The sequence below is a fragment of the Microbacterium sp. CFBP 8794 genome, assembly GCF_014841235.1.
In the GTDB taxonomy this organism is placed as follows: domain Bacteria; phylum Actinomycetota; class Actinomycetes; order Actinomycetales; family Microbacteriaceae; genus Microbacterium.
This window is the reverse complement of sequence record NZ_JACYTT010000003.1, coordinates 289,793-303,927: the sequence shown is the minus strand read 5'-3', so window position 1 is coordinate 303,927 and position 14,135 is coordinate 289,793. Positions and strand designations below refer to the sequence as shown.

The window sequence follows — 14,135 nt, the reverse complement described above, 5'->3', positions numbered from 1 at the left end:
GGAACGACGACATGGACTGGCTTTCAATCTTCAACAACGCCGCGGGCGAGCTCATCAGCCCGACCACCGCGGCCTACGCCCTCGCCGCGATCGGCCTGAGCGTCCACTTCGGCTACGCAGGTCTGCTGAACTTCGGACAGGCGGGCTTCATGGCCGTCGGCGCGTACGCCTTCGCGATCGCGACGCTGTCGTTCTCGGCCCCCGTGTGGCTCGCGATCCTGGTCGCGATCGTCGCGTCGGTGCTGTTCGCGTTCCTTCTCGGCATCCCGACCCTGCGACTGCGCGCCGACTATCTCGCGATCGTCACCATCGCGGCCGCCGAGATCGTGCGCTACGTCGTCTCGACCGTCGGCCTGACCAACGTCACGGGCGGCTCGCAGGGCCTCAACGGGTACAACCGCGAGTTCCAGGCGCTGAACCCGCTGCCGGCCGGTACCTACGGCATCGGGCCGTGGACCTACTCGGCGAACGACTGGTGGGTCCGCATCTTCGGCTGGGGACTCGTCATCATCGCGACCCTGCTCGTCTACGTGCTCATGCGCAGCCCCTGGGGCCGTGTGGTCAAGGGCATCCGTGAAGACGAAGACGCCGTGCGCAGCCTCGGCAAGAACGTCTACTCGTACAAGATGCAGGCGCTGGTGCTCGGCGGTGTCATGGGCGGCCTCGCGGGAGTGATCTTCATCCTCCCCCGCGCCGTGCAGCCCGGAAACTACGGCACCGCGCTCACCTTCTTCGTCTGGACCGCACTGCTGCTCGGTGGCGCCGCCACCCTGCTCGGACCGATCGTGGGAGCAGCCCTGTTCTGGGTGCTGCTGTCGCTGTCGAACGGCATCATCGTGGGGCTCCGCGATGTCGGCATCCTGGGCTTCATGTCCACCACCCAGGCGGGCCAGGTGCGCTTCATCCTCGTCGGCATCGGACTGATGCTCCTCGTGATCTTCCGACCACAGGGCATCTTCGGCAACAAGAAGGAGCTGTCGTTCAATGTCTGACACCACCGTCACCCATCCGCTCGTCAAGGGCGAGGTCGGACCCGGCTGCGCCAAGGTCGACCCGATCGTCGTCGCCGACGGCGTCACCCGCCAGTTCGGCGGCCTGAAAGCCGTCGACGTCGAGCACCTCGAGATCCCCCGCGGGCAGATCACCGCGCTGATCGGCCCCAACGGTGCCGGTAAGACCACTCTGTTCAACCTGCTGACGGGCTTCGACAAGCCCAACACCGGCCGGTGGAGCTTCGAGGGGTCGAACCTGGCCGGCGTGCCCGCGTTCAAGGTCTCGCGGCAGGGCATGGTGCGCACGTTCCAGCTCACCAAGTCGCTCGGGCGCCTCTCGGTGCTGCAGAACATGCTGCTGGGCGCCCGTGGGCAGAAGGGCGAGAACATCTTCCGCGCCCTGATCCCCTCGATCTGGCGCTCGCAAGAGAAGGCCAACACCGAACGGGCCGACGACCTGCTGCGCCGCTTCAAGCTCGACGCCAAGCGCGAGGACTTCGCCGCGTCGCTCTCGGGCGGCCAGCGCAAGCTCCTCGAGATGGCCCGCGCGCTCATGAGCGACCCCAAGCTCGTCATGCTCGACGAGCCCATGGCGGGCGTCAACCCGGCGCTCACGCAGAGCCTGCTGGGTCACATCCTCAACCTCAAGAGCGAGGGGATGAGCGTGCTGTTCGTCGAGCACGACATGCACATGGTGCGTCACATCTCGGACTGGGTCATCGTCATGGCGGAGGGTCGCGTGGTGGCCGAGGGGCCGCCCGAGACCGTCATGACCGACCAGGCCGTCATCGACGCCTACCTGGGCGCGCACCACGACACCGATCTCGGCGACATGACCACGTCGCAGCTCGAGACCATCCAAGCCGAAGCCGCCGCCGAGGCGGAGGCGGAGCTCATCGCCGACGAGAAGGACGGGAAGCTCTGATGTCCGACACCGCAACCGCCACGCGCACCGCGGTGCTGCGCACCGACGACCTGGTCGCCGGGTACCTGCCCGGGGTCAACATCCTCAACGGCTGCACGGTCGACGCCTACCAGGGCGACCTGATCGGCATCATCGGCCCGAACGGCGCCGGCAAGTCGACGCTGCTGAAGGCCATCTTCGGCCAGGTGAAGATCCGTGGCGGCTCCGTGCTGCTGAACGGCGAAGACATCACCACGCTGAAGGCCGACAAGCTCGTGGGCAAGGGCGTCGGGATGGTGCCGCAGAACAACAACGTGTTCCCGAGCCTGTCGATCGAAGAGAACCTGCAGATGGGTCTCTTCCAACGTCCCAAGGCCTTCGCGGAGCGCTTCGAATTCGTCACGGGGCTCTTCCCCGAACTCGGCAAGCGTCGCCGCCAGCGGGCGGGGTCGCTGTCGGGCGGTGAGCGGCAGATGGTCGCCATGGGCCGCGCGCTCATGATGGACCCGTCGGTGCTGCTGCTCGACGAGCCCTCGGCAGGCCTGTCGCCCGTGCGTCAGGACGAGACGTTCCTGCGCGTCGCCGAGATCAACCGCGCCGGCGTGACCATCATCATGGTCGAGCAGAACGCCCGCCGCTGCCTGCAGATCTGCCACCGGGCCTACGTGCTCGACCAGGGCAAGGACGCGTACACCGGCACCGGCCGCGAGCTGCTCACCGATCCCCGCGTCATCGAGCTGTACCTCGGAACGCTGGCCGCCGACGAGGACGCCAAGCGCGACCACCAGGAGCCCCCGGCCTGATCCCACGTCGATACACCGCGAGCGCGGCGCTCACCCTGGTGGGCGTCGCGCTCGCGGCATGCGCGGGCGCACCTCCCGCGCCTCCCCCGCTGTCTGTCACGCTCGTGCAGCAGCGGGGCGACATCGTCTCGGGGCGCGTGCAGCTCCGCGTCACGAACACCTCGGATGCCGCGGTCACCGTGACCTCGGCGGTGCTGCGCTCGCCCCTGCTCGCCGCGACGGGCGGCGGAGACACGAAACGCCCCGAGACGCTGCAGCCGGGGCGCACGATCGATCTTCCCGTCGCACTCCCCGATTCGCGCTGCGATCCGGAGGCCGCCGACGCCGGCCCGCGAGCCGTGCTCGGCGTGAGCGACGACCGGGGAACGCTCGAGCAGACCGTGGCGGTCGACGACGCCCTCGGGGTGCTCCCCCGCCTGAGCGCGACGCAATGCGACCGCGAGGCCTTGGCATCCGTCGCCCGCGTCTCGGCCACCGCGGTGTCGGTGTCCGGCGACGGGACCGCCGCTCTGCTGCTGTCGATCGAGCCGACCCCGGATGCCACGGCGGGCAGCGTCGAGCTCGTCTCCCTGCGCGGGACCCCGCTGCTGCGCTTCCCGCAGGGCACGGAGGCGCCTCTCGGCCTCACCGTCGCCGCCGGCGACGCCCCCACGACCACCACGGTGCCGGTCACGCCGATCCGCTGCGACGCCCACGCCATCGCCGAAGACAAGGTGGGCACCCTGTTCGACCTCGTCGCGCGGGTCGACGGCCGGGACGTCGTCGTTCCGCTCGACCGGCCGCAGGCGGTCGCCGATGCCCTGCTCGCCTTCACCGCCTCCGTCTGCGGCCTGACCCCCTGACGCCGGGGCCGAGGCCGCGGAGGGCTGCCGCCGGCCGCGCCGAGCCCTCCGAGGCCCCGAGAGCCCGTGGCACGCCGGGACGCGGATGCCGGCGCGGCACCGATCCGGCCCGCACGAACGCCGAAGGGCCCGGATCCTGGCGGATCCGGGCCCTCGTGCGGTGTCAGGTCACTCGTTGAGCGAGCCGAACTCCGTGTTCAGCAGGGTGTACTTGTTGTCGGCACCGTACTGGTAGATGCCGATGTACGCCTCGGTCGGGTCACCGTTCTCGTCGAAGGTGATCGGGCCGGAGACGCCGTCGTAGTCGACGTCCGTGCCCTCGTTGATGAGCGCGAGGCAGTCGGCGAACGTCGTGCACTTCTCGCCCCCCTCGGAGACGGACTGCATGTTGTCGCGGATGGCCGTACCCGAGTCGTCCTTCGCCTGCGCCGCAGCGAGGGCGGCGACGATGACGGCGTCGTAGGACTCCGGCGCGTAGCTGAAGTCGGTGAGGGCGGGATCGACCTCTTTCAGACGCGACTGGAACGACGTGTCGGCCGGGTTTCCGGGGAGCGTTCCCTTGGCGCCCTGCAGCGTGCCGGCGGCGAACTCGTACGAGTTCGACAGGTTGCCGTCGACGAAGTAGACCTTCGACGCCGGGAAGCCCTGCGTGCTGACGAGCTGCGGGATGATCGACGACGTCTCTTCGAACGCGATGATCGCGACGGCGTCGGGCTGCGACGCGAGCACCTGGTCGACCTGCGACGTGAAGACCGTGTCACCCGGGTTGTAGGGAACTGCGACCGAGACCTCGCCACCGGCGGCCTCGATGGCCTTGGTCGCGTTGTCCTTGAGGCCGATGCCGTAGGGGTCGTTGATGTAGATGACGCCGACGTTGGCCGCGCCGTCACCGACCATCAGGTTGCCGAGCACGCGGCCCTGCAGCACGTCGGATGGAGCGGTACGCCAGTAGTACCCGTCGTCGGCGTAGGTGGTGAAGTCCGGCGAGGTGTTCGCCGGCGAGATCTGCACGACGCCCGCGTCGACCAGCTGGTCGACGAAGGTGAAGGACACGCCCGACGAAGCCGCACCGATGACGACATCGGCGCCGGCGTCGACGAGCTCGGTGGCCGACTGGGTCGCGATGTCGGTCGTGGTGTCACCCGAGTCGCGCTCGGTCAGCTCGGTCGTGAACGGGAACGCGTCGCCGGTGGCTTCGATGTCCTGGATCGCGAGCTTGACACCCGCGACCTCGGGCGGGCCGAGGAAGGCGAGGTTACCCGTGGCCGGGAGGATGGTGCCGACGTGGAAAGCCCCGTCTGCAGTTGACACGGCGCCGCCGCCGGATGATGCACTGGGGGCAGCGGCGTCGTTGCCGCCACCGGCGCAACCGGCGAGGACGAGCGCGCTGGCACCGATCAGGGCGATGCCGCCGATGACCTTGCCAGTGCGCGTACGTGTGATGACGCTCATAGTGCTCCTTGCTGTGAATGAACGTTGGGCAGCCCACGAGGACCGCCTGGTGTCCTAAACCTAAGCCGCCGCGCGTTTTCTGCGTGTTGCCGTTCGTTAACGATGTGAGTCGTCGCGATCACGGCCGCATAACGGTTTCACACGGCGTCGTCGCGGTGCACTAGGAGATATGTCGGCAGGGACGACAAACGCATGATCTGGCCGGTCAGACGGGCTCCGTCACGTCGACGACGACGCGGCGGTGTCGGCGCGACGCGACGACCGAATCGACGCTCAGCATGATCAACGCCACCCAGACCAGGGCGAAACCGATCCACCGCTCGAGGGTCATGGCCTCGCCGAGCACCCACACCCCGATCGCGAACTGGATGATCGGCGCCACGAACTGCAGCAACCCGATGACCGTGAGGGGCACGCGACGGGCGCCCGAGGCGAACAGCAGCAGCGGCACGGCCGTGACCGCCCCCGCAGCCAACAGCAGCACCGTGTGCAGCGTGCCCGCCGTGCCGAGGGTGAGACCGCCGAACGCCGCGACGACGGCCAGCTGCACACCGGCTACGGGCAGCAGCCACATCGACTCCAGCGTCAGGCCGCTCACCGCATCGACCGAGGGCCCGATCTGCTTCTTGACCAGACCGTAGAAGCCGAACGAGAAGGCCAGCGTCAGCGCGATCCACGGGAAGGTGCCGTAGCCCACCACGATGACGACGACCGCGGCGACGGCGATGCCGATCGCGATCCACGGCAGCACCCGCAGTCGCTCGCGCAGCACCAGCACCCCCAGTAACACCGTCACGATCGGGTTGATGAAGTAGCCGAGGCTCGTCTCGATGACGTGGTTCGTGAGGGCACCGTAGAGGTACGTCTGCCAGTTGACGTAGATGAGCACGCCGGCCACCGCGGTGAGCGCCATGAGCCGCGGTTGCCGCACGATCGCCAGGAACGGGCGCCAGGCGCGCAGCACGGTGAGCAGCACCAGGCAGAAGACGAAGGCGAGAAGGATCCGCCACGCCACGACCTCGAACGGGCCGGTGGGCTTGAGCTGCAGGAAGTAGAGCGGCAGGACGCCCCACAACAGATAGGCACCGAGGGCGTAGAGGGCACCGCGGGTACTGCCGCCGGAGACAGGAGGGGCGGCGGGGGTCACCGATTCAGCCTACGCGCGGGGCGACGCCGCGGGCCGCCGTTCCCCACCACTTTCCTGCCACCTCGCGACGCCGGGGGGTGAGGGAACGACGAAGGCCCCGGATGCCGGAGCATGCGGGGCCTTCGTGCAGGACTGCGCGATCAGCGGACGACGACCGCCAGCACGTCGCGAGCCGAGAGCACCAGGTACTCGTCGGCGCCGAACTTGACCTCGGTGCCGCCGTACTTGCTGTAGAGCACGCGGTCGCCGACGGCGACGTCGAGGGGGACGCGGTTGCCGTTGTCGTCGATACGGCCGGGTCCGACGGCGACGACCTCGCCCTCCTGCGGCTTCTCTTTGGCGGTGTCAGGGATGACGAGACCACTCGCGGTGGTCTGCTCAGCCTCGACCTGCTTGATGACGATGCGGTCCTCGAGCGGCTTGATGGAAACCGACACGGTCTACCTCTTTCTCGTTACAGAAGACTTGTCAGCACTCACACGGGGAGAGTGCTAATTCGAGTCTAGGGAAGCACTGGCACTCACGCAACGCGAGTGCCAACACAATCGCCCGCATAGGCTGAATCGGTGGATACCCGCGAGCTCACCGCCCTGCTGACGCCCGACGGCCTCCGCCTGCTCGACGAGGTGGGCGGCATCGAGTCCACCGACGACGCGGCCCGAGCCGTCTCTCGACTCCGCGCGGCCGGGCACTCCCCCGATCTCGTGTCGGCCGTCGTCGGTCAGGCACGTCTGCGGGTGCGCGGAGCGGCCAAGTTCGGCCCGTTCGCCGAGCGCATGCTGTTCACCCGCGCCGGCCTCGAGCAGGCGACGCGCCTGTCGATCGCCGCCCGCCACGCCGGACGCTTCCGCGCCGCCGGTCTCGACCGCGTCGCCGACCTCGGCTGCGGCATCGGCGGCGACGCCCTCGGACTGGCGGGGCTCGGCATCCGGGTGCACGCCGTCGACGCCGACGAGGTGACGGCCGCGATCGCCGCGTACAACCTCGCCCCCTTCGGTGAGACCGTGACCGTCGCGCACGGCCGCGCCGAAGACACCGACCTCGATCAGACGGATGCCGTCTGGCTCGATCCGGCGCGCCGCACGGCGGGGCACTCCGAGACGCGGCAGGTGTCGTCGAGCGAATGGTCGCCCTCGCTCGAGTGGGTCTTCGCTCTGCTCGAGAGCACGCCCGGGGGTGTGAAGCTCGGCCCGGGCTTCGATCGCGGGCGGATTCCCGACGACGTCGAAGCGCAGTGGATCAGCGCCGACGGGTCGACCATCGAACTGGTGCTGTGGTCGGGAGTGCTGGCCCGCGAGAACGTGCGTCGTGCGGCCCTCGTCGTGCGCGGCACCGACGCCTGGGAGCTCACCGCCCCCGCCGACTCCCCCGACGTCGAGCAGCGCGAGCTGGGTGCCTTCGTGCACGAACCCGACGGGGCGATCATCCGCGCCCGGCTGATCGGCGAGGTCGCCCGCGCGCTGCAGGCGGGCATGCTCGCGCCCGGCATCGCCTACCTCACGTCGGACGCCGCCCTCACGAGTCCGTTCGTATCGTCGTTCCGCGTGCGGGAAGAACTCCCGGCCGACCCGAAGAAGCTCGCCCAGGCCCTGCGTGCGCGCGGCATCGGCACCCTGGAGATCAAGAAGCGCGGCGTCGACGTCGACCCCGCCGTGCTGCGCAAGAAGCTGTCGCTGCGCGGCGACGAGTCGGCGACCCTGCTGCTCACCCGCATCGGCTCGAAGCGCCTCGCGCTGCTGGCCGATCGGGTGTGAGCCCGGTCGTCACACGACGGCGAGCTGCGAGAACCCCCAGATCAACCACCCGGCGCTGAACGCCACCGACGTCAGCGCGAGCGCGAGCGCCCACGCGGCGACGCGACGACTGTCGTGCGCGCGGCGCAACGACACGATGGCGATGATCGCCGCGAGCGCTCCGAGCGGCAGGAGCCAGCCGGTGAACAGGGCCGCCCCGAGGGCGAGGATCGAGACGCCGAGCGCCCACGGCGCCAGAGACGGCGGGGTGGGCGGCGCCGGCGGGACGTAGGGGATGACGTGATCGCCGAAGGCAGCCATCTCGAGCTGCGCCGTGGGCAGGCGCTCCGGGTCGCCCTCGTCGTCGCGCCGAGCGGACGCCGCCGCCTGGGTGATGGCGGCGCGCAGGTCGTCGGCGGGCTCGACGCTCTCGGCGACCTTGCGCGCGCGCCGCGTCGGCGGAGCCGCCTCGCTCATGCGACGCGTCCGGAGCGCAGCCCGGGGGCCTCGGCATCGGGATCCTCGGCGACCTGGATCTCGGTCACCGGCAGGGTGGAGTCGGCGCCGAACGCCAGGGTCGAGGGCCGGCGCCCCGACGAGATGAGCTCTGCGGCGAGGGCGGCGATCATCGCGCCGTTGTCGGTGCACAGGCTCAGCGGCGGGATGCGCACGGCCACACCCGCCGCCGCCGCGCGCTCGAGGGCGACGTCGCGCAGGCGCTTGTTGGCGATGACCCCGCCGCCCAGCAGCAGGCGCGGGACGTCGTGGCGCGCACACGCGTCGAGGGCCTTGGTCACGAGCACGTCGACGACGGCTTCGCGGAACGACGCCGCGACGTCGGCGACGGGCACCGGCTGCCCCGCTGCCTCGTGCTGCTCGACCCAGCGGGCAACGGCGGTCTTGAGGCCCGAGAACGAGAAGTCGTAGCGGTGGGATGCCATGTCGGAGGCGCGCGACATGCCCCGCGGGAACCGGATCGCGGTGGGATCGCCCGAGGCTGCCGCCCTGTCGATCTCGGGGCCGCCGGGGTAGGGCAGCTTCAGCAGTCGGGCGACCTTGTCGAACGCCTCGCCCGCTGCGTCGTCCATGGTCTCGCCGAGCAGTTCGACGTCGCCGGTGAGGTCGCGCACGAGCAGCAGCGAGGTGTGCCCCCCGCTGACGAGCAGGGCGACGGTGGGGTATTCGAGTTCGGCGGCGTCGTCGTCGAGGATGTCGGCAGCGATGTGACCGACCAGGTGGTTCACGGCGTAGAGCGGCTTGTCGAGGGCGACGGCGAGGCCCTTCGCGGCCCCCACCCCGACCATCAGCGCACCCGCGAGGCCGGGACCGCTCGTGACGGCGATGGCGTCGAGCTCGGCGAGCGTCACGCCCGCCTCGGCGAGCGCGGCGTCGATCGAGGGCTGCAGCGCCTCGAGGTGCGCGCGGGCGGCGACCTCGGGGACGACGCCGCCGTAGCGGGCGTGCTCGTCCATGCTCGAGGCGATGGTGTTGCTCAGCAGCGTGCGACCGCGGACGATGCCGATGCCGGTCTCGTCGCAGCTGGTCTCGATGCCGAGTACGAGGGGCGCGTCCATCAGCACCAGCCCTTTCCGGTGGCGGGGGGAGCGGGGGTTCCGGCTCCGTCGGCGGGTTGAGGCGCCGGGGTGGCCGAGAGGGCGGCGGATCCACCGGACCCGTCGCCGGGCTCACCGCCGCGTGTCTCGGCGCGGCGGGCGGCCCACCCGCGCAGATCGAGCTGCATCACGAGGGCGTCGACGTCGTCGGGCTGGTAGTAGCGCGGACGCCGGCCGACCTCGGCGAAACCCTCCGAGGCGTACAGGGTCTGGGCGACGGGGTTGTCGGCGCGCACCTCGAGGAACACCTCGTGCACGTCCCGCCGCACGGCCTCGTCGAGCAGCGCCGTCAACAGGGCCCGGCCGCGACCTCGGCCCCGCGCCGTCTCGGCGATCGTGATGGTCTGGATATCGGCATCCCGCGCGCCCCGCGCGGCGCGCAGACCGGCGTAGCCGACGAGCCGGCCGGCCTCTTCGACGACGACGTACCACCCGTGCGGCGAGACGAGCTCCTCGCGCATCATGGCGGGACTCCACGCGTCGGTGGGGAACGACGCGTGCTCCAGCGCCATGATCGCGTCGAGGTCGGCCGAGGTGGCAGCGCGGGTGGGCATCAGCTCACCCGCTTGGGCGCGTGGGCGGCGACGACGTCGGGGCTGCGCAGGTACAGCGGCTCGCCGTCGGCGAGGGTGCGGCCGGCATCGAGCGCCCGCGCGGCGGCGAGCGCGATCATGGCGGCCGACACCGCGGTGGCGTCGTAACGGCGCGCGCCGGCGGCGGCGAGTCGTTCGTCGAGCCCGTCGCGCGGGCTGAGAGCGGCATCCGTGACGCGCACCGGCAGCCCGTCGTCGTCGAGGCCGTCGTAGATGCTGAAGGCGAACTCTTTGCGACGCGCGTCGGTGACCACCGCGAAGCGGCCGGTGTCGGTGCCCGTGAGGGCGTCGGCGAGCAGAATGCCCAGCGCGACGCCGTCGTGGCTGGGGACGGGGACGGCGGGGATGCCGCGCCCCAACGCGTACACCCGCGCGGTCGCGATGCCCACGCGCAAGCCCGTGAAGGGCCCGGGACCCATGCCGATGGCGACGTGCGTCGGCGCGGGGGCGACCGCGCTGGCCCGCCGTAACAGGTCGCCGATGACCTCGGCGTGTCCGAGCGGATTGCTGCTCTGCTCGTCGACGAGCACCTCGCCGTCGCGCGAGATCGCGGCCACGGCGGTGCCGAGCGAGGTGTCGATGCCGAGAATCACCGTTCCAGCGTATCCGGCACCTCCCCTGTGCCATCCGACTTCGTGGTCTGCTCCGAAGAGAGGGCATGGATGCCATCGGCCTCGGCCTGCGCCGTGTCGTCGTCCCCACGTCGGTGGGGCCGATCGTGGCGCACGCCGGGCGTGGTTCGGGCAGCCCGGTCGCGACCGTGCTGCTGCACGGTGCCGCCGGATCGTGGCGCACCTGGGAACCGATGGTCGCGGCATCCGACGCTCTCGGACTCCCGCTGTCGGACATCGTCGCGCTCGACCTGCCCGGCTGGGGCGAGTCACCGGGGCCCGTCCCCGACCCGGCCGAGTTGGCGGTCGCCATCGCGGCGGTGGCCCGCGCGCTGGGGTATCCCCGTTGGCGGGTGGTCGGGCACTCGCTCGGCGGGGTGATCGCCCTCGACATCGCCGCACGCTTCCCGCGCGAGACGGTGGCCGTCGGTGTCGTGTCGCCCAGCGGGGCGGGCGCACGCGCGGTGACGCGGCGCCCGGTCTCCGGCGCCGTACGGCTCCCCTGGCTGGCCGGGATGGTGGTCGCGATGCGGGTGCTGCGAGGTCTCGGGCCGCTCGCTGGGCCCCTGCTGCGCCTGCTCCGCCGCACGGGGGCGCTGCGCACGCTGTCGCGGCCGCTGTTCCGGCATCCGGAGCACGTCGACCGCGAAGTCACCGATGCCCTGGCGACCGAGATCCGCCCCGCGGCCTTCCTCGCCGCCGCGCGCCTGTCGCGCACCCACGACGACGGGGTGTGGCGCCGCATCGCGTGCCCCGTGAGGTCGGTGCGCGGATCGCACGACGTCTTCGTCGCCGCGCGCGATGCGCGCACCTGGGGGCGACTGATGCGCGACTACGACGACCGTGTGCTCGATGACAGCGGGCACTTCGCCCACGTCGAGCAGCCCGTCCTCACCCTGCGCGCCCTGCGCGAGGTGTGGGCCGCCGACCGCGCTCCGGCGCGACGCCGCTCCGACGCGCGCGCCTGAGCCTGGTCGGCGGATGGGCGAGGGGTCGCACCGCCGCTATCGCGCGATCGGCAATCGCAGCGTGACGACGGTTCCGGCTCCCTCTCGCGAGCGCAGGTCGACATCGCCCCCGTGACGGCGCAGGATCGTGCGCACCAGCGACAGGCCGATCCCCGATCCGGCGACGTCGCGGGCGTTGGCCGCCCGGGCGAGGTCGTCGAAGACGTGCTCCTGCGCGTCGGCCGGGATTCCGCGACCCGTGTCGGCCACCTCGACCACCACCGCGCCGGCGTCTTCGCGCAGGCGGACCTCGATCGGTCCGTCGGTCGAGAACTTCACGGCATTGGCGAGCACGTTGTCGACCGCGAGGGCGAGAAGGTCGGGATCGGCCGGCAGGGGCGGCACGGCCCACGGCACCCGCTCGGCGACGATGCGGATGCGCCCCCGCGTCTCGGGACGCTGGTCGTGCACGGCGTCGACGGCATCGCGCACGAGCATCTCGAGGTCGACCGGCTCGGTCTCGAGCGGGCGGGTCTCGATCTCGGCCAGTTTGCGCAGATCGCCGACGAGGGCCGCGAGTCGCCGCGCCTGCCCGTCGATCACGGCCACGTGAGCGGGCGCGGTGGCGGGATCGACGCCGGCGAGGGTGGCGCGGATGGCCGTGATGGGGTTCTTCAGCTCGTGGTCGAGGCGGGCGAGGAACCGGCGGTGCTCCTCACGCTCGGTGGCCCGGCCCGCCGCCCACGCCTCGGCGCTCTGACGCGCGCGCGACGCGGCGACGCGCCGACGCCGAGCGCCGATCAGCAGCACGACACCGATCACGGCCGAGACCACGACACCGAGCAGCAGGACCACCGCCGGAAGGGCGGTCGCCACCGTCACGACCCGTCGCTCACCCGCCCAGGCCATCACTCCCGCGGTGAGGGCAGCGAGGAGCACGGGCGCGCAGACAGCACCGATCCGCACCGCGCGGCTCACGGGGTCACCACCGCGTGCACGAAGCGGTACCCCGCGTTCTGCACCGTCTCGATGAAGCGCGGCGCGCCGGGGTCGTCGTCGAGCACGCGGCGCAGCTCGGCGACCCGGTGGTCGACGGCGCGCGTGCTCGTGGCGACCTCGAACCCCCACAACGCCGAGAGCAGCCGGTCGCGCGTGTGCACCTCGCCGGGGTGGGTCATGAGGTAGTCCAGCAGCATCACGGCCTTGGGGGTGAGCGAGAGCTCCGCCCCGCCCAACCACACCCGCCGAGCGGACCGGTCGAGTTCGAGCGCACCCGCGCGCACCCGCGACGACGCGCTCAGGGGACGCTCGCCGGGAACCGTGCGCCGCAGCACGGCGCGCACGCGCGAGAGCAGCTCCTGGGGATCGAAGGGCTTGTTGAGGTAGTCGTCGGCCCCCTCGTCGAGGGCGGCGCTGCGCTCGTACGACTCCCCCACCTGCGTCAGCAGGATGATCGGCAGCCAGCGCCCCTCGGCACGAACGCGTCGCACGAACGCGCGTCCGTCGACCCGCGGCATGATGACATCGCACACCGCGAGCGAGACATCGGCATCCGCCAGCAGGTCCAGCGCCTCCTGCCCGTCGGCGGCGACGATCACCCGGTACCCGCTGCGTTCGAGGAACGCGCCCAGGCCCGCGCGGATGGTCTCGTCATCGTCGACGAGCAGGATGCCGGGACGCTCGTCGCCCGTCATGAGGTACGCGTCGCCAGCAGAGGGATGCCGACCGACACGGCGACGACGAAGACGACGCCGATCACCGCGGCGGCGATGGCCAGGTACCCCAGCACGAGTCCCGCGATCGCGAGGGCACCGCCGCCGTCGCCGGTGCGGCGGATCTGCGACAGCGCGATGTGGCCGAAGATCACCGGCAGCAGACCGAAGCCGCAGAGGCCCAGCACGAGGGCGGCGATCGCCAGGCCGTTCGTGCGACGCGCGGGCGGCGCCCATGCGGCCTGCGGGGCGCTCATCGCTCGTCCCGCAGCACGGTCGTCGCGACGCCGGTGTCGTCGACCCGCGGCGCGCTGCCGCGCCAGACGACCGTGTTCACGTCTCCGCTGACGGAGAGGTCGGTCAGGGCCTTCGCGTACACGACCAACCCGTCACCCGTGACGGTGAGCGTCGACACGTCGTCGAGGATCACGACCGCCGCGAAGCCCGACACGGTGACGTCGTCGCAGGCCCCCTCGACCCGCACGACCCTGCCGTCGTCGGGGATGACGAGACCGGGAGTGCACGCGATGGTCGAGTCGGCCAGGGCGATCGCTTCGTCGCGGGTGCGCAGGTTCGAGGTGGTGTCGACGCCGGCGCTCGGGGCCGTCGACGTCGGGGCGGCGGGCTGTGCCGTGCGAGCGGGCGCCGCGGGTGCGGCGGTGGTCGCCGCCGGCACGGGCGTCGAGATCACGGCATCCTGGCCCTCGTCGACGCGGATAGAGCAGCCGGCGAGCGTCCCGGCGACGAGCCCCGCGGCGAGCAGGGAGAGGGCGGTTCTGCGCATGT

At 71.5% G+C, this 14,135-nt stretch carries 17 protein-coding genes; 6 read left to right on the top strand and 11 right to left on the bottom strand.

The annotated features are described in order from the left end of the window. Positions 1 to 11: 11 nt before the first annotated feature. The 4 genes from IFU19_RS08905 (at position 12) to IFU19_RS08890 (ending at position 3,541) form a co-directional block, all read left to right on the top strand. Positions 12 to 992 carry a branched-chain amino acid ABC transporter permease gene (locus IFU19_RS08905; RefSeq protein ID WP_055936190.1) on the top strand — a complete coding sequence of 327 codons (981 nt, stop codon included), beginning with the start codon at positions 12 to 14 and terminating at the stop codon, positions 990 to 992. Continuing rightward, on the top strand, positions 985 to 1,917 hold the full coding sequence (locus IFU19_RS08900; RefSeq protein ID WP_055833982.1) for an ABC transporter ATP-binding protein: 933 nt from the start codon (positions 985 to 987) through the stop codon (positions 1,915 to 1,917). The genes IFU19_RS08905 and IFU19_RS08900 overlap by 8 nt, the downstream gene beginning before the upstream one ends. Then, complete coding sequence (locus tag IFU19_RS08895) at positions 1,917 to 2,699, top strand: ABC transporter ATP-binding protein (RefSeq protein WP_055833979.1); 783 nt, start codon at positions 1,917 to 1,919, stop codon at positions 2,697 to 2,699. The genes IFU19_RS08900 and IFU19_RS08895 overlap by 1 nt, the downstream gene beginning before the upstream one ends. A gap of 104 nt (positions 2,700 to 2,803) precedes the next feature. Beyond that, positions 2,804 to 3,541 (top strand): hypothetical protein, encoded by a 738-nt coding sequence (locus IFU19_RS08890; RefSeq protein WP_191915786.1) that lies wholly within the window; start codon positions 2,804 to 2,806, stop codon positions 3,539 to 3,541. A gap of 168 nt (positions 3,542 to 3,709) precedes the next feature. On the opposite strand, the gene IFU19_RS08885 is transcribed toward IFU19_RS08890, so the two are convergent. The 3 genes from IFU19_RS08885 to groES form a co-directional block, all read right to left on the bottom strand. Then, positions 3,710 to 4,993 carry an ABC transporter substrate-binding protein gene (locus IFU19_RS08885; protein WP_055833974.1) on the bottom strand — a complete coding sequence of 428 codons (1,284 nt, stop codon included), beginning with the start codon at positions 4,991 to 4,993 and terminating at the stop codon, positions 3,710 to 3,712. A gap of 205 nt (positions 4,994 to 5,198) precedes the next feature. Then, complete coding sequence (gene rarD, locus IFU19_RS08880) at positions 5,199 to 6,140, bottom strand: EamA family transporter RarD (RefSeq protein WP_191926431.1); 942 nt, start codon at positions 6,138 to 6,140, stop codon at positions 5,199 to 5,201. Positions 6,141 to 6,280: 140 nt separating this feature from the next. Further along, positions 6,281 to 6,577, bottom strand: coding sequence for a co-chaperone GroES (gene groES, locus IFU19_RS08875; protein ID WP_039394204.1), 297 nt, complete (start codon positions 6,575 to 6,577; stop codon positions 6,281 to 6,283). 129 nt (positions 6,578 to 6,706) lie between these two features. Here groES and IFU19_RS08870 point away from each other — a divergent pair, with 129 nt between their 5' ends. Then, positions 6,707 to 7,894 carry a class I SAM-dependent methyltransferase gene (locus IFU19_RS08870; RefSeq protein WP_055936178.1) on the top strand — a complete coding sequence of 396 codons (1,188 nt, stop codon included), beginning with the start codon at positions 6,707 to 6,709 and terminating at the stop codon, positions 7,892 to 7,894. 9 nt (positions 7,895 to 7,903) lie between these two features. On the opposite strand, the gene IFU19_RS08865 is transcribed toward IFU19_RS08870, so the two are convergent. Genes IFU19_RS08865 through tsaB form a run of 4 tightly spaced genes read right to left on the bottom strand, consistent with a single transcriptional unit; the run spans position 7,904 to position 10,672 of the window. Further along, a complete protein-coding gene (locus tag IFU19_RS08865) occupies positions 7,904 to 8,350 on the bottom strand; it encodes a hypothetical protein (protein ID WP_192013467.1) in 447 nt (148 codons plus the stop codon). After that, on the bottom strand, positions 8,347 to 9,447 hold the full coding sequence (tsaD, locus tag IFU19_RS08860; protein ID WP_192013466.1) for a tRNA (adenosine(37)-N6)-threonylcarbamoyltransferase complex transferase subunit TsaD: 1,101 nt from the start codon (positions 9,445 to 9,447) through the stop codon (positions 8,347 to 8,349). Before tsaD ends, IFU19_RS08865 begins: the two co-directional genes overlap by 4 nt. Continuing rightward, positions 9,447 to 10,040 carry a ribosomal protein S18-alanine N-acetyltransferase gene (gene rimI / locus IFU19_RS08855; protein WP_055833961.1) on the bottom strand — a complete coding sequence of 198 codons (594 nt, stop codon included), beginning with the start codon at positions 10,038 to 10,040 and terminating at the stop codon, positions 9,447 to 9,449. The genes tsaD and rimI overlap by 1 nt, the downstream gene beginning before the upstream one ends. Further along, positions 10,040 to 10,672: a tRNA (adenosine(37)-N6)-threonylcarbamoyltransferase complex dimerization subunit type 1 TsaB gene (gene tsaB, locus IFU19_RS08850; RefSeq protein ID WP_192013465.1), complete on the bottom strand. Its 633-nt coding sequence runs from the start codon at positions 10,670 to 10,672 to the stop codon at positions 10,040 to 10,042. Before tsaB ends, rimI begins: the two co-directional genes overlap by 1 nt. A 65-nt stretch (positions 10,673 to 10,737) precedes the next feature. Between tsaB and IFU19_RS08845 the strand changes: the two genes are divergently transcribed. Continuing rightward, on the top strand, positions 10,738 to 11,658 hold the full coding sequence (locus IFU19_RS08845; RefSeq protein WP_191915779.1) for an alpha/beta fold hydrolase: 921 nt from the start codon (positions 10,738 to 10,740) through the stop codon (positions 11,656 to 11,658). Positions 11,659 to 11,694: 36 nt separating this feature from the next. Here IFU19_RS08845 and IFU19_RS08840 read toward each other — a convergent pair whose 3' ends face one another. Genes IFU19_RS08840 through IFU19_RS08825 form a run of 4 tightly spaced genes read right to left on the bottom strand, consistent with a single transcriptional unit; the run spans position 11,695 to position 14,133 of the window. Next, complete coding sequence (locus IFU19_RS08840) at positions 11,695 to 12,615, bottom strand: sensor histidine kinase (RefSeq protein ID WP_055833953.1); 921 nt, start codon at positions 12,613 to 12,615, stop codon at positions 11,695 to 11,697. Then, positions 12,612 to 13,331 (bottom strand): response regulator transcription factor, encoded by a 720-nt coding sequence (locus IFU19_RS08835; protein WP_055833950.1) that lies wholly within the window; start codon positions 13,329 to 13,331, stop codon positions 12,612 to 12,614. The genes IFU19_RS08840 and IFU19_RS08835 overlap by 4 nt, the downstream gene beginning before the upstream one ends. Further along, positions 13,328 to 13,606: a DUF4190 domain-containing protein gene (locus IFU19_RS08830; RefSeq protein WP_055833947.1), complete on the bottom strand. Its 279-nt coding sequence runs from the start codon at positions 13,604 to 13,606 to the stop codon at positions 13,328 to 13,330. The genes IFU19_RS08835 and IFU19_RS08830 overlap by 4 nt, the downstream gene beginning before the upstream one ends. After that, positions 13,603 to 14,133 carry a DUF3060 domain-containing protein gene (locus IFU19_RS08825; protein ID WP_192013464.1) on the bottom strand — a complete coding sequence of 177 codons (531 nt, stop codon included), beginning with the start codon at positions 14,131 to 14,133 and terminating at the stop codon, positions 13,603 to 13,605. Before IFU19_RS08825 ends, IFU19_RS08830 begins: the two co-directional genes overlap by 4 nt. Between the last annotated feature and the right edge of the window lie 2 nt (positions 14,134 to 14,135).